This is a genomic window from Cyanobium sp. Alchichica 3B3-8F6 (genome assembly GCF_024346435.1).
Lineage (GTDB): Bacteria > Cyanobacteriota > Cyanobacteriia > PCC-6307 > Cyanobiaceae > Cyanobium_A.
This window is the reverse complement of record NZ_JAGQCZ010000001.1, coordinates 54,376-72,014: the sequence shown is the minus strand read 5'-3', so window position 1 is coordinate 72,014 and position 17,639 is coordinate 54,376. Positions and strand designations below refer to the sequence as shown.

Sequence of the window (17,639 nt, the reverse complement as noted above, 5' to 3'; positions counted from 1 at the left end):
AGACGATTGGCAATCCGGGCTGGCGGCCCTAGCTAGGAGGGAGAAAAGCCGGGCCTGGGTGATGGTGAACAAACCCACGGATCAACCCGGGGACCAACCCGGGGACCAACCCGGGGATCAACCCGGGGATCAACCCAGGGACCGCGCTGAAGAGGGTTTTGAGGTGGAGCCGCCGCCACCGATCACACCCCATGCCACGCCGGTGCTGGATGAGCAGGGCCAGCTCACCTATGTCGGCGATGACGGTCGCCGCTACGTGGTGGGCTTGCCGCCGGAGGCCGATGAGCAAAGCGTGGAGCGGGTGATGGCCACCCTGGCTGCCGGCGGCGACCTGTTTCAGCAGATCGAGGGGCTTTGTCATCGCTGGATCTCAGCCGTGACCGGCCCCGACCTCGACTCCCGGGCGGCCTTGGTGCTGCTGATCACCACCTTGGAAACGGCCCTGGAAGATGCCTACGGGGAGGCGTAGAGCGCGCGGCGGATGATCGCCTCGCTCACGTCGCTGCGGATCTCCACGCTGCCGATCGCTGTGGGTAGCACGAAGCGCACCTGGCCGTCGCGCACTTTCTTGTCCCCTTGTAGGCAGGTGAGCACCGCTTCGGGGTTGAGCTCCGGCCAGCGGTGGGGCAGGCCGGCCGCTTCAATCAGGGCCAGCTGGCGTTGCTGCTCGGCAGCGCTCCAGAGGCCCATGGCCAAGGCGATCTCGCCGGCGGCGGCCATGCCGATGGCCACCGCCTCGCCATGCAGCCAGGTGCCGTAGCCGCAGAGGGCTTCCACCACATGGCCCAGGGTGTGGCCGTAGTTGAGGATCGCCCGCAGGCCGCCCTCGTGTTCATCGGCGGCCACCACACGGGCCTTGGCTGCGGCGGAGCGCTCCAGCAGGGTCTGCAGCAGCTCGGGCCCCACCGCTGCCATCGCGCTGAGGTTGCCGGCTGCCTCCAACGCAGCAAACAGCTCGGCGTCGCCGATCACGCCGTACTTGATCACCTCGGCCATGCCGGCTCGAAATTCCCGCTCCGGCAGGGTGGAAAGGGTGGTGGGATCGATCAGCACCAGCCGCGGCTGGTGGAAGGCGCCGATCAGGTTCTTGCCGCCGGGGTGGTTGACGCCCGTTTTGCCGCCGATGGCCGCATCCACCATCGCCAGCAGCGTGGTGGGCACCTGCACCACGGCGATGCCGCGCAGCCAGGTGGCGGCGGCAAATCCCGCCATGTCGCCCACCACACCGCCGCCCAGGGCCACGATCAGCGAGCCGCGCTCAAGCTTGCGGGCGAAGGCAGCGTCGTGGATCAGTCCCACGGTGGCAGGTGTTTTCTGGTCTTCGCCCGCCTCAATCACCAGGGTGCTGGCGTCGAAGCCGGCGGCCTGCAGGCTGGCCAGGGCGGTGGCGCCGTAGTGCTCCTGCACCACGGGGTTGGTCACCATCAGCACCTTGGTGCCGGCCTTGAAGCCCCGCGCGCGAATCTGCTCGCCCAGGCCGGCCAAGGCGCCGGCGCCGATCACCACCGGGTAGGGGTTGGCGCTGAGCTCTACCGCGATGGTGCGCAGCGGGCAGGCGGCTGGGGTCGCAGTCATCGGTAGGGGCGGGCGTCGCCTGAGGCTAAAGCCGCCCCTGGGACAGCACTGTGGCAGCGGGTTCCACAATGGAACGACCCGGAGTTGTCCATGTCTCTCTCCGCCCCCCGCACGGCCACAGCCTGGGGTTTTCTGCTGCCGGCCCTGGTGCTGATCGGGCTGTCGGTGCTGATCCCGGCGGCGATGGCCCTGGTGATGAGCGTCAGCCAGGCTGGCCTGGATGTGAGTGAGCCCCTGCGCTTCGTGGGCCTGGCCAACGTGCGGCGGCTGCTGGCCGATCCGATGTTTTTCCGGGTCACCGGCACCACTTTTCTCTACCTAGTGGGTGTCGTTCCCCCGATCGTGATCGGTGCCCTGGCCCTGGCGGTGCTGGTCAACCGCCAGCTGCCGGGGATGCATTGGTTTCGAGGCGCCTTTTACACGCCGGTGCTGGTGTCGATCGTGGTGGCGGCGATCGCCTTCCGCTGGATCTACGCCGAAAACGGCTTGATCAACGGCTGGTTGAGCGCGCTTCTGCGCGACGGCTGGCTGAGTGCCCTTCTGCCTGGCTCTTTTCAGCCCATCGGTTTCCTCACTTCGCCGCTGCTGGCGCTTCCCTCGGTGATGCTCGTCACCCTGTGGAAGGGGCTGGGGTACTACATGGTGATTTTTCTGGCCGGCCTGCAGGGCATCTCCCCCGACCTCTACGAAGCGGCGGCGCTCGATGGCAGCGAGGGTTTGCGCAAGCACCTCGACATCACCCTGCCCCTGCTGCGCCCCTACATCACCTTGGTGGCGGTGATTTCGGCGATTGCCGCCACCAAGGTGTTTGAGGAGGTCTACCTGATGACCCAGGGAGGACCGGCCGACTCCACGCGCACGCTGGTCTATTACGTCTACGACCAGGCCTTCGCCGAGCTGGAGATCAGCTACGCCTGCACGATCGGGCTGGCGTTGTTTCTGATCGTGCTGCTGCTCAGCCTGGTGCGGTATCTGTTCGCCGGCGACCGCGGATTCAGCTGACCCCCGGCGCCGTAACCTGATGGATTGCCATCGAGAAGGGGCGATTCCCGACTCAGCCAACACCTATGGCCGAGCCAACAGCCACCCCCTTGATGCCATCCATCGGCGTGGTGGGTGGCGGCCAGCTGGCCTGGATGCTCGCGGCGGCGGCCCAGCAGCTGCATGTGCCTCTGCATGTGCAAACCCCGGGGGCCCACGATCCCGCCACAGCCCTGGCCACCAGCGTGGTGGAGGCCGAACTTGACGACATCGCTGCCACCCGCGAGCTGGCCCGCCGCTGCAGCGCCATCACTTTTGAAAATGAGTGGGTCGACCTGCCAGCCCTGGCGCCGCTCAGTTTTGACGGCATCAGTTTCCTGCCCAGCCTGGAAGCGCTCTCCCCATTGGTGAGCAAGCGCAGCCAACGTGAGTTGCTGCAGCAGTTGGGTTTGCCGGCTCCCCGCTGGTGTGATCTGCCCTCCGATGGGGTGTTGCCGGATGGCTTCTCCTACCCCCTGATGGCCAAGGCCTCCACCGGCGGCTACGACGGCAAGGGCACGGCCGTGCTCCAGGGGCCGGAGGATCTCCAGTCGCTGCTGGCCCGCATTCCCCCCAGCGACTGGATCCTCGAGGAGCTGGTGTCCTTTGATCTGGAGCTTTCCCAGCTCGCCTGCCGCGACCGGGCCGGCAATCTGCAGTGCTACCCGCTCGTGCAGACCCACCAGCATCAGCAGGTGTGTGACTGGGTGCTGGCACCGGCGTCCGTGCCCCATGCGGTGCAGGCCTACGCCCGCAACATCGCCGCCTCCCTTCTCACCGCCATCAACTATGTGGGGGTGCTGTCGATTGAGTTTTTCTACGGACCGGGCGGCCTCCAGGTCAATGAGATTGCCCCCCGCACCCACAACTCCGGCCACTTCACGATCGAGGCAGCCCACACCAGTCAGTTTGCGCAGCAGGTGCGCATCGTTGCCGGCCTGCCGATGGGACCCGTGGAGTTGCAGGTGCCTGGGGCTCTGATGGTGAATCTGCTCGGTTTTGAGAGCTCCGACGTCGACTACCAGAGCCAACGCGACGCTCTCGCGGCCCTGCCCCAGGCCACGGTGCATTGGTACGGCAAGCAGGGGTCCAGCCCGGGGCGCAAGCTGGGCCATGTCACCTTGCTGCTGGAGGGCGTCACCCCCCAGGAGCGGGACGATCAGGCGCAGCAGCTGCTGGAGCAGGTGCGCCTGATCTGGCCCCTACCCCCGGCGGCGGCACCAAGTGCCATGGCGCCATCGCCCGAGGAACCGGGCTGACTCGGCGCAAATCGGCCTACAGTGCCAGAGGACTGCCGCGTTGGTCACTGCCTTTTACAGTTTTCTGATCTGACTCCCTTTTCGACATGGGGGGTCTGCAGCGGAAGCAACGTAAGCCGGCCTCGTAGCCGGAAACGGCGCCCCGCCCTTGACCCCCCTTCTGGTTCCACCAGGTCGAACACTGGGGCAAAACGGCACGGCGGTCCACCCCATTTCCAACCTGATCACCCCTGCGCCTTCAGCGCACTTCGATCAGCTCACTAGCCGAGTAGCGCACCTTGGTCAGGCTGGCGTACTTGTCGCTGGCCGAGCGGTAGCCCACGGCGCACACCACGCAGCTGCGGTAGGGCGCGTTATCCAGCCCCAGGATGCGGTCATAGGCCGCTGGGTCGAAGCCCTCAATTGCGCAGGTGTCCACCTCCAGCAGGGCAGCGGCCGTCATCAAGGTGCCCAGGGCGATGTACACCTGGTTGCTGGCCCAGCGCTCGATCTGCTGGCTGCGGGGGCCGTTGATTAGATCAACGTCGATCATCTGGCGGTAGGAGGCCAGATCGGCGGGATCGAGGCCGCGGGTCTGGGCCATGGTTGTGATCAGTCGGTCGGCTTCCGCGGGGCCGATGTGGCGTTGCACCAGAAACACCACCAGATGGGAGGCGTCAGTGATCTGGCTCTGGTTCCACGACTCGGGCCGCAGCTGCTCGCGCACGGCTGGCTCGCGGATCACCAGGAATTTCCAGGGCTGCAGCCCGTAGCTCGACGGGCTCTGGACCAGGGCGTTCTCCAGGGCGCTCCAGGTGGCCGCGTCGATCCGGCGGCTTGGGTCGAACACCTTGGTGGCATAGCGCCACGCCATGGCCCCATCGAGCTGGGCTGGGGTGATCGGCATGGGCGGCGACAGGGGGCGGGATCAGGCGGCATTCTGGACGCCATGGTTGTTGAAGACGGGTTCTGCCCCCCTGCCTCGATGGAGTCCTTTCAGCAGGCTTTTGAGTCGTTGCTCTGCCTTGCTCCGGGGCCGGTTTTTCCCAGGGCCCGGGAGCTTTATTTGCGCAAATATCCGCTGGAGGGCAGGCTGATCGAAGACGGTGCGCCGGCTCCCTCCAGCGGGGTGCGCGATCGCTTCCGCACCTTTCTGCTCGAGGAGGAGATCCAGGAGTCGAGTGGTGGGATCGTGCGGGTGCGGGCCCTGGCGTTTGCGGTGGTGCACTGGCAGGCCCCCCAGGTCAACGCGAACGACTACACCGCCTATCTGCAGCAGCGCTGGCAGCTCCAGCCCGATGGGCTGTGCTTGGAGCCCGGCAGTTGGTTTCGCGAGGGGGGCGCCTATGCGCGCTTCCGGGCGCCGGCGGTTTACGAGCGATCGCCGTCCGGCGAATTGCTGTTGGGCGACGCCTGACCCAACAGCGCATCCAACTGCTGCTGCAGTTGCTCACGGCTCCAGCCGGTGACCACGAACACCTCCTGGGCACTGCTGCCGCGCCGGGCGACCAGCTTGTGGCCACCGGTGATTGGGGCTGACACCCGCAGCCGCAGCTGGGCGCTGCGGCCTCGCACCCGGCTGATCACCGCTGGGGTCACCGTGTCGATGCCGGGGCAGCGGGCCAGTCGCTTGAGCAGTGGCACCAGGCCCTCGACGTAGGTGCTGTGGGTGATCACCACCCGGCCCATCAGGCGGGCTCCAGGGGTGCCATGGTCAGCCCTTCGGCTCCGAGTTGCTGGTGGTAGAGCTCGGCCTGCTCCTGGGGCCCGCACCACACCACTGCCGAGCCCTCACTGTCGATGCGGTGCGCCAGGGCCCAGGCTTGATCTGGCTGCATCGCCGGGATCAAGCGCACCAGACACTCCACAACGTGCTGGAAGGTGTTCACGTCGTCGTCGAGCACCACCACCTTGAAGTGGGGGTAGGGCTGGCGCAGCCGCTGCCGCTCCTGCACGGCGGTGGGGGAGGAACTCACCATCAGCACCGGCTGAACCCCATCCCTAGCCCAAACATCCACAACAGTTTCACCTTCCACAACAGCCCAACCATCCATCACCAAGACCTCTACCGCAGACGCCTGATGGGCCCACCCTAGGTAAAGTGCCGCCAACGACTGATGGCAGCGCCATGTTGATCACTTTGGGTTGGGCGTCGCTGGCAGCCCTCTTCAGCTTCTCGATCGCGATGGTGGTCTGGGGTCGTCATGGCGACAACAGCATCAAGTTCTGACCGCGGCCCGGCAACTTTCGGTGCCTGAGCTGCCCATTTCCCTCCCCCAGCTGCTGTCGGCCATCGCCGCCTTGCTGCTGGTGTTTGTCAGTGGTGGGGTGATCTACCTCTCCACCGTTGAGTGGCGAGATCGCCGTCGCCGCAAGGCGCTTGAAGGCAAGCGACGCTCGTGATTGCTGCCGGGCTCGCCGACTGGGCCTGGCACACGGCCGATGAACTGTTGGTGCCGCCACCCGAGCAGGTGGCGCCCGGCTCCCTGTCTGACTTACTAGAGGCCATCGCCGATCTCCACGCTGCGGCTGGATCCGGCGAGGAATTGACTGATCCTGCAGCTCTGCCTCGGGCCTTGACACCGCTAGCCCTGGCCCTGCTCAGTCAGCCCAGCAGCGGCGCCGCCGACGAGCACCTGCGCGGCGCCGCCGATGCCCTGCGGCACGTCTTGGCGGGCAACACGGTCACCTACGTGGTGAACCGCAACCTCAACGTGTCCAACCACTGCATCAAGCACTGCAGCTTCTGCGCCTTTCGCCGCGATGCCGGTGAACCGGGTGCCTACTGGCTTGATGAAGCGGACCTGGAGCGGCGGGCCGCCGAGGCCTGCGATGCCGGCGCCACCGAGCTCTGCATCCAGGGCGGCCTTAACCCCGCGGCCACCGTGGAGGGCAGCCAGCTGGCCTACGCCGAACGGCTGCTGCAGCGGTTGCAGCAAGCTGCCCCGGGCCTGCATCTACATGCCTTCTCCCCCCAGGAGCTCCTGTATTTCGCCCAGCACGACGGTGTGCCCCTGGATCATGTGCTGGAGCGGCTGCAGGCGGCGGGGCTGGGCTCGGTGCCGGGTACGGCAGCCGAGGTGCTGAGTGAGCCTGTGCGGCGGGTGCTCTGCCCCGAGAAGCTGACGGCGCGGGACTGGGTGGCGGTGATGCTGCAGGTCCATCAGCACGGGCTGCCGTCCACCAGCACCTTGATGGCCGGCCACATCGAGGGCCCGGCCGATCGGGCGGCCCATCTGCTCACCCTGGTGGCCGTGCAGCGCTATGCCTGGCAGCATCAACGCCAGGGTTTCACGGAGTTTGTGCTGCTGCCGTTCGTGGGCGCCTCGGCGCCGGCCGCCCTGCGGGCCCGGGTGCGGCGCGACCAGCCCGATGCCGCGGCGATGCTGCGGCTCACGGCCCAGGCCAGGATTCTGCTGGGGCCCTGGTTTCCCTTCCACCAGCCGAGCTGGGTGAAGCTCACCCTCGCCGGCGCCACCGAAGCCCTGCGCTGGGGCTGCAACGACCTGGGCGGCACCCTGATGGAGGAGCACATCACCACGATGGCGGGGGCCAGCGGCGGCACTTGCCAGTCGCCCGAGGCTCTCGAGGCAGCAGCCCGTCAGCTGGGCCGTCCGGTGCGCCGCCGCACCACCCTCTACGGGGATGTGGCATGACGCGTTTGCGTTGGACCGCAGCCCTCACCGCTCTGCTGGTGCTGGTGCCGGCTGTTGTGTTGCTGCGCTGGCCCCGGCCGCGGGCCCAGGGTTTGGAGCGGCTGCTGGGTCAGGCGGCGCTGATGCAGAGCTTTCCCGCCTCGCCGCAGCGGCCCGTGCCGGCCCTGTGGAGTCAGCGGCTAGGCCCAGCTCTGGCCCGCAACGTCTGGCAGCAGCAGCGCCGGGTGTGGTGGCAGTTCTGGGGGCGCGACGGCGATGGTGGCGCCTACCTGGCGTTCCCTGCCCATACCCTGCCCCCGGCGCTCACGGCCGGCGCCACCAGTGGCCTGCCGCCCCACAGCCTTCGGGTCGATGACCTGGTGGTCGTCGCGGCCGATCCTCTCTCCCAGCAGCTGCTGCAGGACCAGCTGCGGCTGGCCCAGCGCCAGCGCCGCGGCCTGGAGCAGCGCTGTCTGCTGCGGCTGCAGCAGGAGCAGGCGGTGTTCTGGGCGCCCCTCGGCCTCGGGGTGATGGCCGGACCGATGGCGCCCCTGCTCCAGCGTTTCCAGGAGGGTTGCCTGAGCCTGCGGTTGGAGGGGGCCAGCTTGGGCCTGACGGGCGAGGCGAGTGCCGCCAGCGGCCTCCTGAGCGCCCCCGGCCGGCCCCAACCGGCTCCACCGCTGCCGCCTCTGCCCGCCGATTTGCTGCTGGAGTGGCGCGGCCCAGTTTTGGATGCGCTGGTGCAGGGACTGCTCAGCCGCCAGTTGATCCGCGAACCCTTGGCGGCCCGCTATGGCATCGGTGATGGCCAGCTGACCCTGCTGCGCCGGGTTCCCTTTGTGCTGCGGGTGCGGCCGCTGGCTCAGGGGCCGTTTCAGGCCGGTCTTGAGGTTCAGTTGCATGTCAGCGGCGAATGCCGCCCCTGGACCCAGCTGCTGGATGGATTGGTGGCGCCGCTGGAGGCGCAGGGTCTTGCCGCGACCCGCACCGGCTCAGCTGCCCTGCCCGCCATCAGCTGGCGCCGCGAGGATGGCCTGGTGGTGGGTGGCTGGCGCTGGGTGCTGGCCGCCTCGGGCGAGCCCCAACTGCTTCTGTATCTGGGGCCTGAGCCCCCCTTGGCCAACTTCGCTGCGACCCTTGCCAATCCAACCCTTGCCGCTCCCACCCCGTCCCTCGGGCTGCCCGGCTCAGCTGGGGCAACGGTGTTGCGGGCTCGCCCCCAGGCCTTGGCCCGCTTGGGCTTGCTGCCTCCGGAGCTGCCGGAGCTGGTGCAGCAGGCCGCCCAGCTGGATCTGGTGGCCATGCATGCGGCCAGTGGCGCCGGAGTGCTCGGCTCGCCCCTCAGCCAGCTGACGGGGCAGCTTCAGTTGCAGCTTCGCTCCCAGCGTCCGCCGGTGGCTCGCTAGCGCTGGGTGCAGCCTCAGCAGCTTGCTGCTGCCGTTCGCGTTTGCGGCGCTCAGCGGCAACGGTTTCCTCCATCAGTTCCACCGCCTGGGCCATCTTCTCGAGATTGTTGGCATAGAGGCTGATGTCCTTGTCGAGTCGATCGCGCAGCAGGCCCATGGCGCTGCCCAGGTCGTGGGCGTAGCTGCGCAGGGCCGTGGGATCCATGGCATCAGCTCCCTGGGCCTGCTCCAGCAGGCTCAGCAGGCCGACTGCCATCAGCCGGGAGTAGTGAAAGTCGGGCCGGCGGATGCTCGCCAAAGCAGCTGCAACCGGCTCGGGTGCACCGGCCCCTTCCTGCTCGATCCACTGCTTCACCTGCTCGACGCTGTGGCTGCCCATGGCGGCCATGGCCTGATCGCGCTGCTGACGCAGGGCGGCGGCATCAAAGCCTGAGGCGGAGCAGAGCGCTGCCAACAGCGGCTCCCGCTGGCTGTCGGGGCGATAGCCCTTGGCAAAGCTGTCGAACACCTGAATCAGCCCGCAGGCAAACAGGGGATCACTGCGAAAGCCGCTCTGGCGGCTGAGCAGGTGCAGCTCTACCAGCAGCTCATCCACCAGGCGCCGGTAGAGCGGCGCAATCACGTGGGGAAAGGTGCGGTGGAAGGCACGCTTGCTGTCGGCAACGGTGAGGGCTGCGCTCACGCTGAATCGGGCCAAGATCCGCCGACCCTAGCCGCCCAGGCTCAGTAGGATCGGGTCCAGTCGCTCCAACAGCTCCATGATCCCGATCGTTATTGAAGAGTCGGGCCGGGGTGAACGCGCATTCGACATCTATTCCCGTCTGTTGCGGGAGCGAATCATCTTCCTGGGCGAACCGGTCACGTCAGAGTCGGCCAACCGCGTGGTGGCCCAGCTTCTGTTTCTGGAAGCGGAAGATCCGGAGAAAGACATCTTCCTCTACATCAACTCCCCCGGCGGATCGGTGTACGACGGCCTCGGCATCTTCGACACGATGCAACACATCAAGCCCGATGTGCAGACCGTCTGTGTGGGGCTGGCCGCCTCGATGGGAGCCTTCCTGCTCTGCGCCGGCACCAAGGGCAAGCGCAGCAGCCTCACCCACTCGCGGATCATGATTCACCAGCCCCTGGGCGGTGCCCGCGGCCAGGCCAGCGACATCCGCATCCAGGCCGATGAGATTCTCTATCTCAAAAAGAAGCTCAACACGGAGCTGGCCGATCGCACCGGCCAGCCCCTGCCGCGCATCGAAGAGGACACTGACCGCGACTTCTTCATGTCGCCGGCTGAGGCGGTGGAGTATGGCCTGATCGACAAGGTGATCGAGAAGCGTCCCGTTCGACCCGTTTGAAGCTCAGCTTCGACTGATCTGAGGCCCAGCGAGGTTTCAAAAAAGCCCCTCCCGAGGTTGATCCACGGGGGGGCTTTTGGGTCTGGTTTAAGCAGCAGGGGCTGGTTCAGCCACAGCCGCATCAGAAAGAAGGGGCGAGAAACGCTCCTTCTCGGGGACTGTGGTGAATTCGGCAACGATGGCGCGGAACTCTTCACCATCGAGCGTTTCCTTCTCGATCAGAAGCTCCACCACCCGATCCATGCAGGCGCGGTGCTCCGCCACCAGCTTCACCGTGTCGGCGTAGCAGCTCTGCACGATCTGGCGCACGGCGTCATCGATCTTGCTGGCAAGACGATCAGAGCCGTCGCTGCGGGTCATCAGGTCGCGGCCGAGGAACACCTCTTGGTTGCCCGCTTCAAACGACACCTGGCCGAGGTCACTCATGCCGAAGCGCGTCACCATCTGGCGGGCGATCGAGGCCACCTGCTGGATGTCGCCGCCAGCACCGGTGGTGACCTCCGCATAGCCGAACACCACATCCTCAGCAGCGCGGCCGCCCAGGGCGCCCATGATCCTTGCCCGCAGCTGGGCCCGGCTCACCAGCATCTGCTCTTCATCGGGGGAAAACCAGGTGAGGCCCTGGGCCTGACCCCGGGGGATCAGCGTCACCTTTTGCACCGGGTCGTGGGCCTGCACCAGGGTGCCCACCAGGGCATGGCCGACCTCGTGGTAGGCGATCAACCTCTTGCTGCGCCCGTCGGTGAGCGGTTTGCCCTCCATGCCGGCGATCACCCGGTCCACGGCGTCGTCGATCTCGGCCAAGGTGGTGGCTTCCTTGCGGCGGCGGGCGGTGAGGATCGCCGCTTCGTTGAGCAGGTTGGCCAGGTCGGCGCCTGAGAAGCCAGGGGTGCGGCGTGCGACGGCTTCGAGGCTCACATCCGGCGCCAGCTTTTTGTTGCGGCTGTGCACATTCAGGATCGACAGGCGCCCCTTGATGTCGGGCACGTCAACCTGCACTTGGCGGTCAAAGCGGCCGGGGCGTAGCAGCGCCGAATCGAGCACGTCGGCCCGGTTGGTGGCGGCAATGATGATGATGCCACTGTTGCCCTCGAAGCCGTCCATCTCCGTCAGGAGCTGGTTGAGGGTCTGCTCCCGTTCGTCGTTGCCACCTCCCACGCCGGCGCCACGCTGGCGGCCTACCGCATCGATTTCGTCGATGAAGATCAAGCAGGGGCTGTTTTCCTTGGCCCGCTTGAAAAGGTCGCGCACCCGGCTGGCACCCACGCCCACGAACATCTCCACAAATTCCGAACCGGAAAGGGAGAAAAAGGGCACGCCGGCCTCGCCGGCAATGGCCTTGGCCAGAAGGGTTTTGCCGGTGCCTGGAGGCCCAACCAGCAGCACGCCTTTGGGAATCTTGGCGCCCACGGAGGTGAAGCGGTCCGGCGTTTTCAGGAAGGTCACTACCTCTTGTAGGTCTTGCTTGGCTTCTTCCACGCCGGCCACGTCGTCAAATTTGACGCCGGTTTCGGCCTCCATCGCAAAGCGGGCCTTGGTCTTGCCGAACTGCATCGCTTGGCCGGGGCCGCCAGGCATGCCGTTACCGCGACGGGCCAGGAACACCAGCGAACCGATCAGCAGCAGCGGGAATAGCAGATTGCCCAGCAGTCCCAGAGCCGGAGGGGCGGTTTTGGGTGGATGGATGTCGAAGCTGATGCCCTGATCCTTGAGCTTGTTCACCAGCTCCGGCGCCACTCCTGGAAGATCCACCCGCAGCCGCTGCACCCGGTTGTCGAGGTCGGGATCCACCGCTTCGATCACGGCGCTACGGCCACCATCAAAGATGTCTACGGCCGTCACGCGTCCGGCGTCGACGTAGTCAAGGAAGCGGCCATAGCTCATCCGGGCTACCGCCGCATTGCGGGGCGCAACGGTGGAACTGGCGGAATTATTGGGATTGAAGCGGGCCGTGCCTCCGCTGCTCAGCAACTGCCATCCGAGAAAGGCAACCACCGCCAGGGGCAGCAGCCAGAGGGCAATCAGACGCCAGCGCTGGTTCATAGCTGAGACACATTCTTAACAAGTGTAACGGCGCTGCGGACCGCTGTAGCTTCCCTGGATGTGCTTGTTCACGCCGAATTCAACAGAGGCAGGCTGGCGCTCTGTGCACCATCGAACCCTTCTTCAGCCTGCTTGCGCCCAGGGCAGCTCGTTGAAGCTGGCACCGGCGAGGGCTTCGAGCTGGGCAGGACTGCTGGGTGGCTCAACCAGCAACTCCTGGGCCTGGATTGTTTCGACCAGTTCAGGACCGCCGAGGCCATGGGTCCAGATCTTGATCACGCTTAGTGGCGGGCATTGAAAGCTGAGGAGCTCAAACGGAAACACCACCCGTTCGAGGAAAAACTGCTCGGGTCCGACGCAGCGCAGGATCACCATGCGATCCCTGGTGTTGCGGTAGCCGCACGAGAGCAGAGTCAAGGCCAGTTCTGGTGAGGGCACACCATGAAGCCATCGCCTCACGTGCGGATTTGGTGACGAACGCCACGTTTTTAGGTTTTTAATAGTTTCTTCGGTTTTGCGGGCCGGTTGGGCTGGAGCAAAGAGGGTCTGGCCCGGCTGGCTCAGAGGCTGCGCAGGGCCACGATTGGATCCAACCGGGCGGCGCGGCGGGCCGGCACCACGCCGAAGAACAGGCCGATCGAGCCCGACAGCCCCACCGTGGCCAGCACCGTGGCGGCTCCGATCGTGGCGGGCAACGGCGTAACGGCGGCCACCATGACCACCGTGCCGATGCCCACGGCGCTGCCGATCACGCCGCCGAGGCTGGCCAGCACCAGCGACTCCACCAGAAACTGCAGCAGCACGTCGCCGCTGCGGGCGCCGAGGGCCTTGCGCAGACCGATCTCCTCGGTGCGCTCGCTCACCGACACCAACATGATGTTCATGATGCCGATGCCGCCCACCAGCAGCGACACGGCGCCGATGGCTGCCAGCATCAAGGTGAGTCCACCGGTGATCGTGCTCACGATTGTCAGGGCGTCCTTCTGGGAGCGCACGGCGAAGTCGTCCTCCCGCAGGATCCGGTGCCGTTGGCGCAGCAGGTTGGTGATCTGAAAGCTCGCGGCTCCGGTGCTCTGTTCGTCGCGGGCCTCGACGCTGATGAAGTTGAGGTTGACGCCGTAGGTGGGATCGCGGCCGGAGAGCTTGCTCACCATCGTCGTGAGCGGCACGTAGGCGTTTTCGTCCTGGTTTTGGCCAAACACCGCCCCCTTGGGCTCCAGCACGCCGATCACCTCGAACAGCTGGTTGCGGATGCGCAGTTGGCGCCCCACCGGCGCCTTGCCGGGAAACATCTTGGCGCCCAGATCGGGCCCCACCACAGTGACGTTGCGGGCGCTGCTGAGGTCGCTGGCGGAGAAGAAACGGCCCTGGGCCACCTCAAACTGACGCACCGGCAGAAACTCGGGTGTCACTCCCGATACCGAGGCGGTGCTGCTGATGCCGCCGGCTTGAATCACCTCGCTCAGGGTGATCTGGGGCGCCACCCGTTTGACGCTGGGCACTTGCTCGGCGATCGCCTCGGCGTCTTCGAGCACGAGGGTTTTGGGGAAGTCGATGCCCTGGCGCCGGGTGTCGTTGTTGCCCGGCACCACAAACAACACATTGGCCCCGAGGTTGCTGAGCTGGCCTTCGGCCAGGTTCTGGGCTCCCCGTCCCACGCCCACCAAGGTGATCACCGAGGCATTGCCGATCACGATGCCGAGCATCGTGAGCAGGCTGCGCAGCCGGTTGGCCCGCAGGGTGGTCAGAGCCATGCCTACGGTTTCACCGACGGGCAATTTCGAAGCCATGGGCACGTGCTGGGGCCCTAAACGATGGCGGTTCCGCTGTCCGCGTTGTGGCTGCGGGCGCCGCGATGCACTTCCCCGCGGAGCAGATCCAGGGTCACGATCTCGCCCTGACGCAGGCTGGCAAAGGCGTTGTCGACGCCCACAATCGCCGGAATGCCGGTGCGCTGGGCGATCACGGCCGCGTGGCTCTCCATGCCGTCGGCTTCGGCAATCACGGCCTTGGCTTTGCGAATCGCCTCGATGTAATCAGCCGAGGTTTCACGTACCACCAGGATCTCCCCCGACTGGATCGCCGCTGCTGCCTCGGGGCTATCCACGAGGCGAACCCGCCCGCTCACCGAGCCGTTGCCGATGCCGGTGCCCTTCGACAGCACGGCCGACACGATGCCGACCTTGATGAAGTCGGTGGAGCCGCTCACCCCAGACAGGGTGCCAGCGGTTTGCACCACCAGGTCGCCGTCCTGCAGAAAGCCCAGCTCCCGGGCCATGCCCATGGCCAGGCTGAAGGTGCTCGTGGAGGAGCTTTGTTCCGCCACCAGCAGGGGATTCACTCCCCAGCAGAGCTGCAGCTGGCGGGCCACCTTCACCTCGCTGGTGATCGCCAGGATGGGGGTGCTGGGCCGAAACTTGCTGACGTTGCGGGCGGTTGAGCCACCCTTGGTGAGGGGCAGGATTGCCGCGGCATTGAGCTGGCGGGCAATGCTGCTCACCGCCTGGCAGATGGCGTTGGGAATGGTGGTGGCCATGTGGCTGTCGAGCACCCGCTGGGGGTAATCACGCTCGATGCGCCGGGCGATCGTGGCCATGGTGGCCACCGCTTCCACCGGGAAATCACCCACAGCGCTCTCGTTGGACAGCATCACGGCGTCGGTGCCATCGAGGATGGCATTGGCGACGTCGCTCACCTCGGCCCGGGTGGGGCGGGGGCAGCTCACCATCGAATCGAGCATCTGGGTGGCGGTGATCACCGGGATGCCGAGGCTGTTGGCTTTGCGGATCAGCTCCTTCTGCAGCAGCGGCACCTCTTCGGCAGGCATCTCGACGCCCAAATCACCGCGGGCCACCATTACCCCGTCGCAAAGGGGCAGGATGTCGTCGATCTGGTCGATCGCCTCAAATTTTTCAATCTTGGCGACCACCGGCGTGCTGTGTCCGTGGCTGCGGATCAGCTCGCGGATCTCGCGCATGTCCGAGGGGTTGCGCACGAAGCTGAGCGCCACCCAATCGACACCGTGTTGCAGGCCAAAGGCCAGGTCGATCCGGTCTTTTTCGGTAAGCGCCCGGATCGAGAGCTGCACGTCTGGAAAGTTGACGCCCTTGTTGTTGGAGAGCACGCCACCGACGGTGACGCTGCAGAACAGGGTTTGCTCGGGCTTGTCGACGCGCTCGACCAGCATTTCGACCCGGCCGTCATCCAGCAGGATTCGGCTGCCGGGCACGACCTCGTCGGCGAGATTGTCGTAGGTGACTGTGGCAATCGATTGATTGCAAGCCACATCCCTCGAGGTGAGCGTGAAGGGATCACCCTTGGCCAGGGTGATGGGCCCGTCGGCGAAGCGGCCCAGCCGGATCTTGGGACCCTGCAGGTCCTGGAGGATGCCGATCTCGATGCCCAGCTCGGTGGAGACCTGGCGGATCGTGGCGATCCGCGCGGCGTGCTCGCTGTGGTCCCCGTGGGAGAAATTGAGGCGAAAGGTGGTAGCCCCGGCGGCAATCAACTCGCGCAGGCGTTCCGGAGATTCCGTGGCGGGCCCGATCGTGGCCACGATCTTGGTGCGACGCATGAGATCGGGCTGGGGCATCAACACGCCATCAGACAGCTGGAAACTACCATCCAGGCCTGCAACGAGCTGCCGCAGTTGGACTTGCAGGCTTACCAACAGCGCTCCCGCGCCACCGCCCGCTATCCCGAGGCCGGCGACAACCCCATCTATCCCACCCTGGGGCTGTGCGGTGAGGCCGGTGAGGTGGCCGACAAGGTCAAGAAGGTGATGCGCGACCAGAACGGCGTGTTCACCCCCGAGGTGATCGCCGCCCTGCAGCTGGAGCTGGGGGATGTGCTCTGGTACGTGGCGCAACTCGCCACCGAACTGGGCCTGGAGCTCGATCAGATCGCCCAGGCCAATCTCGACAAGCTGGCCAGCCGCGCCGCCCGTAACGTGATTGCAGGTAGTGGGGATACGCGGTGATCAGAGTCGTGCTAGCTCCTTTTCTGGTGGCGTTGTTGCTGCTTGTGCCTGGTCCTGCCTGGGCGGCCGAGCTGCAGGTTTCGCAGGTGAGTCTCGAGCCCTGTCCCGCCGAAGATGTTGGCGCCCAACCCGAGTTGCGGCGCCCTTCCGGCGCCAGCTGCTACGCCCTGCGTGGCACTGTGCTGAATCCGGGCCGCAAACCTGTGGTGGACACCGATGTGTTTGCTCTGATCGTCGATTCCAGCGGCGAGCCGGTGCTCCAGAACCGCACCCGCGTGGGGTCGATCGGCGACGTGCCCCCCGGCAGCTCCAGCTTTGCCCTGCGCCTGTCGGTGCCGGCGGGCACCCCAGGGCCCCTCAGCTTCCGCAGCGTCAAGGCGCGTGGTTTCAGTGCCCCGGTGCGCACCCGCGCCGGTATCGACGACGAATTGCTGCCGCTTGAGCAGGCCCTGGCGGATGAGTAGCGGCGCTCAGTAAGCCGCGCCCCCCAGTGAGACACTGGCGTTCTGAAGCAGACTTTGCACAAGTTGCAAGGCCAGGAAGGCCAGGATCGCGGAGAGGTCAAGTCCACCCAGGGGCGGGATCAGGCCGCGGAAGGCGTTCAGGTAGGGATCGGTGATCGAACTCACTGTGGAGAGCAGCGGATTGCCCCAGTCGAGGTTGGGGAACCAGCTGAGCAGCACCCGCACCAATAGCACCACGATGTAGATGCCGAGTGTCTTGGTTAGGACCCTTATCAAAAAAATCAGGGGGTCGTCCATGAGGCGCTCGTCAGAAGACTGTTGTTCGGAGAACTCTAGGCAGCCTCTTGCCATGCTTCATCCCCGGCCGCTGCGGGCTCAGGTTCCACGTTGTTGGCCTTGGCCTTGGCCGCCCTCGGACGGGGTTGCAGGTCGTCGGCCTTGACGGCGAAGGTGCGGTGAAATTTCTCGCTCAGGGTGAGCCAGTAGGAGCGACCCTCGCTCTGGCGCTTGCGCTCGATGAAGTTCTGGGCCAGGAGCTCCTTGATGTGCTCGTAAGCACCCGAACCCCGCAGCTCCACCAGATCCGACTGCAGGATCCGTTTCTTCAGCGCGATCGTGGCCAGGGTGCGCAGGGCAGCGGTGGAGAGGTCCACCGGCAGCAGGTTCTGCACCAGGTCGCCCAGGCCGTCGCGCAGCTGCAGGCTGTAGCGGTTGCCCTCCTGGCGCACTTCCAGCGCGGTGTCGCGGTGGGCGTAGTCGGTGATCAGGGTGATCAGCCCCAGCTCCGCCTCTTCCCGACCAACGGCGGCAATCTCGGCCAGCTCAGCGAGGCTCAGGGGTCGGCCCTTGAGATAGAGAATCGCCTCCATCCGGGCCGGCAGCGACAGACCCTGGATCGCCTCAGTGGCCGCTGCGCCTGTGTGCATGGCG

The 17,639-nt window shown here is 66.3% G+C and carries 22 protein-coding genes and 1 other RNA gene; 12 read left to right on the top strand and 11 right to left on the bottom strand.

Features of this window, described 5'->3' with window-relative positions; genetic code table 11:
* Positions 1-61: 61 nt before the first annotated feature.
* Positions 62-469, top strand: a complete 408-nt coding sequence (locus tag KBY65_RS00470; RefSeq protein WP_255000055.1) for a hypothetical protein — start codon at positions 62-64, stop codon at positions 467-469.
* Here the strand turns inward: KBY65_RS00470 and aroB are convergent.
* The gene (aroB, locus tag KBY65_RS00465; RefSeq protein ID WP_094560271.1) at positions 454-1,575 is read right to left on the bottom strand and encodes a 3-dehydroquinate synthase; all 1,122 of its coding nucleotides are present in this window, start codon (positions 1,573-1,575) and stop codon (positions 454-456) included. The genes KBY65_RS00470 and aroB overlap by 16 nt on opposite strands.
* 90 nt (positions 1,576-1,665) lie before the next feature.
* On the opposite strand from aroB, the gene KBY65_RS00460 reads away from it, so the two are divergent.
* From KBY65_RS00460 to ssrS, 3 genes are all read left to right on the top strand, one after another.
* Positions 1,666-2,577 carry a carbohydrate ABC transporter permease gene (locus KBY65_RS00460; protein WP_094560272.1) on the top strand — a complete coding sequence of 304 codons (912 nt, stop codon included), beginning with the start codon at positions 1,666-1,668 and terminating at the stop codon, positions 2,575-2,577.
* 65 nt (positions 2,578-2,642) lie between these two features.
* Positions 2,643-3,854 (top strand): 5-(carboxyamino)imidazole ribonucleotide synthase, encoded by a 1,212-nt coding sequence (locus tag KBY65_RS00455; protein WP_255000051.1) that lies wholly within the window; start codon positions 2,643-2,645, stop codon positions 3,852-3,854.
* Positions 3,855-3,880: 26 nt separating this feature from the next.
* A non-coding RNA gene (gene ssrS / locus KBY65_RS00450) (6S RNA) lies at positions 3,881-4,064 on the top strand.
* 28 nt (positions 4,065-4,092) lie between these two features.
* On the opposite strand, the gene KBY65_RS00445 is transcribed toward ssrS, so the two are convergent.
* Entirely contained in the window at positions 4,093-4,740 is a 648-nt protein-coding gene (locus tag KBY65_RS00445; protein ID WP_094560273.1) for an NAD(P)H-dependent oxidoreductase, read from the bottom strand.
* A 42-nt stretch (positions 4,741-4,782) separates the two neighbouring features.
* Between KBY65_RS00445 and KBY65_RS00440 the strand changes: the two genes are divergently transcribed.
* Entirely contained in the window at positions 4,783-5,250 is a 468-nt protein-coding gene (locus tag KBY65_RS00440) for a hypothetical protein (protein WP_255000049.1), read from the top strand.
* Here the strand turns inward: KBY65_RS00440 and KBY65_RS00435 are convergent.
* Both KBY65_RS00435 and clpS read right to left on the bottom strand, forming a co-directional pair.
* Positions 5,205-5,522, bottom strand: a complete 318-nt coding sequence (locus KBY65_RS00435; protein WP_094560275.1) for a DUF2103 domain-containing protein — start codon at positions 5,520-5,522, stop codon at positions 5,205-5,207. The genes KBY65_RS00440 and KBY65_RS00435 overlap by 46 nt on opposite strands.
* A complete protein-coding gene (gene clpS / locus KBY65_RS00430; protein ID WP_094560437.1) occupies positions 5,522-5,812 on the bottom strand; it encodes an ATP-dependent Clp protease adapter ClpS in 291 nt (96 codons plus the stop codon). The genes KBY65_RS00435 and clpS overlap by 1 nt, the downstream gene beginning before the upstream one ends.
* A 149-nt stretch (positions 5,813-5,961) precedes the next feature.
* On the opposite strand from clpS, the gene petN reads away from it, so the two are divergent.
* From petN to KBY65_RS00410, 4 genes are all read left to right on the top strand, one after another.
* Positions 5,962-6,063: a cytochrome b6-f complex subunit PetN gene (gene petN / locus KBY65_RS00425; RefSeq protein ID WP_094560276.1), complete on the top strand. Its 102-nt coding sequence runs from the start codon at positions 5,962-5,964 to the stop codon at positions 6,061-6,063.
* Between the two features lie 20 nt (positions 6,064-6,083).
* Positions 6,084-6,236, top strand: coding sequence for a hypothetical protein (locus tag KBY65_RS00420; protein WP_158217050.1), 153 nt, complete (start codon positions 6,084-6,086; stop codon positions 6,234-6,236).
* A 143-nt stretch (positions 6,237-6,379) separates the two neighbouring features.
* Positions 6,380-7,489: a CofH family radical SAM protein gene (locus tag KBY65_RS00415; RefSeq protein WP_369802037.1), complete on the top strand. Its 1,110-nt coding sequence runs from the start codon at positions 6,380-6,382 to the stop codon at positions 7,487-7,489.
* Complete coding sequence (locus KBY65_RS00410; protein ID WP_255000046.1) at positions 7,486-8,874, top strand: hypothetical protein; 1,389 nt, start codon at positions 7,486-7,488, stop codon at positions 8,872-8,874. Before KBY65_RS00415 ends, KBY65_RS00410 begins: the two co-directional genes overlap by 4 nt.
* On the opposite strand, the gene psb29 is transcribed toward KBY65_RS00410, so the two are convergent.
* Positions 8,810-9,556, bottom strand: coding sequence for a photosystem II biogenesis protein Psp29 (gene psb29, locus KBY65_RS00405; RefSeq protein WP_094560441.1), 747 nt, complete (start codon positions 9,554-9,556; stop codon positions 8,810-8,812). The genes KBY65_RS00410 and psb29 overlap by 65 nt on opposite strands.
* A 49-nt stretch (positions 9,557-9,605) precedes the next feature.
* Here psb29 and clpP point away from each other — a divergent pair, with 49 nt between their 5' ends.
* Positions 9,606-10,223: an ATP-dependent Clp endopeptidase proteolytic subunit ClpP gene (clpP, locus tag KBY65_RS00400; RefSeq protein ID WP_254987201.1), complete on the top strand. Its 618-nt coding sequence runs from the start codon at positions 9,606-9,608 to the stop codon at positions 10,221-10,223.
* Between the two features lie 87 nt (positions 10,224-10,310).
* Here the strand turns inward: clpP and ftsH are convergent, their stop codons facing one another.
* The 4 genes from ftsH to pyk form a co-directional block, all read right to left on the bottom strand.
* Positions 10,311-12,266 (bottom strand): ATP-dependent zinc metalloprotease FtsH, encoded by a 1,956-nt coding sequence (gene ftsH, locus KBY65_RS00395; protein ID WP_255000044.1) that lies wholly within the window; start codon positions 12,264-12,266, stop codon positions 10,311-10,313.
* A gap of 123 nt (positions 12,267-12,389) precedes the next feature.
* Positions 12,390-12,683, bottom strand: coding sequence for a DUF1830 domain-containing protein (locus KBY65_RS00390; protein WP_198953860.1), 294 nt, complete (start codon positions 12,681-12,683; stop codon positions 12,390-12,392).
* Positions 12,684-12,826: 143 nt separating this feature from the next.
* A complete protein-coding gene (locus KBY65_RS00385) occupies positions 12,827-14,056 on the bottom strand; it encodes an ABC transporter permease (RefSeq protein ID WP_254987148.1) in 1,230 nt (409 codons plus the stop codon).
* Positions 14,057-14,073: 17 nt separating this feature from the next.
* Complete coding sequence (gene pyk, locus KBY65_RS00380; RefSeq protein WP_254987149.1) at positions 14,074-15,858, bottom strand: pyruvate kinase; 1,785 nt, start codon at positions 15,856-15,858, stop codon at positions 14,074-14,076.
* 57 nt (positions 15,859-15,915) lie between these two features.
* Between pyk and KBY65_RS00375 the strand changes: the two genes are divergently transcribed.
* Together KBY65_RS00375 and KBY65_RS00370 are read left to right on the top strand one after the other, a co-directional pair.
* Positions 15,916-16,245: a nucleoside triphosphate pyrophosphohydrolase family protein gene (locus tag KBY65_RS00375; protein WP_255000043.1), complete on the top strand. Its 330-nt coding sequence runs from the start codon at positions 15,916-15,918 to the stop codon at positions 16,243-16,245.
* Positions 16,242-16,709, top strand: a complete 468-nt coding sequence (locus tag KBY65_RS00370; protein ID WP_409996600.1) for a hypothetical protein — start codon at positions 16,242-16,244, stop codon at positions 16,707-16,709. The genes KBY65_RS00375 and KBY65_RS00370 overlap by 4 nt, the downstream gene beginning before the upstream one ends.
* A 6-nt stretch (positions 16,710-16,715) precedes the next feature.
* On the opposite strand, the gene KBY65_RS00365 is transcribed toward KBY65_RS00370, so the two are convergent.
* Together KBY65_RS00365 and scpB are read right to left on the bottom strand one after the other, a co-directional pair.
* Complete coding sequence (locus tag KBY65_RS00365) at positions 16,716-17,006, bottom strand: YggT family protein (RefSeq protein ID WP_255000041.1); 291 nt, start codon at positions 17,004-17,006, stop codon at positions 16,716-16,718.
* Between the two features lie 35 nt (positions 17,007-17,041).
* The gene (scpB, locus tag KBY65_RS00360; protein WP_255000039.1) at positions 17,042-17,635 is read right to left on the bottom strand and encodes an SMC-Scp complex subunit ScpB; all 594 of its coding nucleotides are present in this window, start codon (positions 17,633-17,635) and stop codon (positions 17,042-17,044) included.
* Positions 17,636-17,639: the final 4 nt, after the last annotated feature.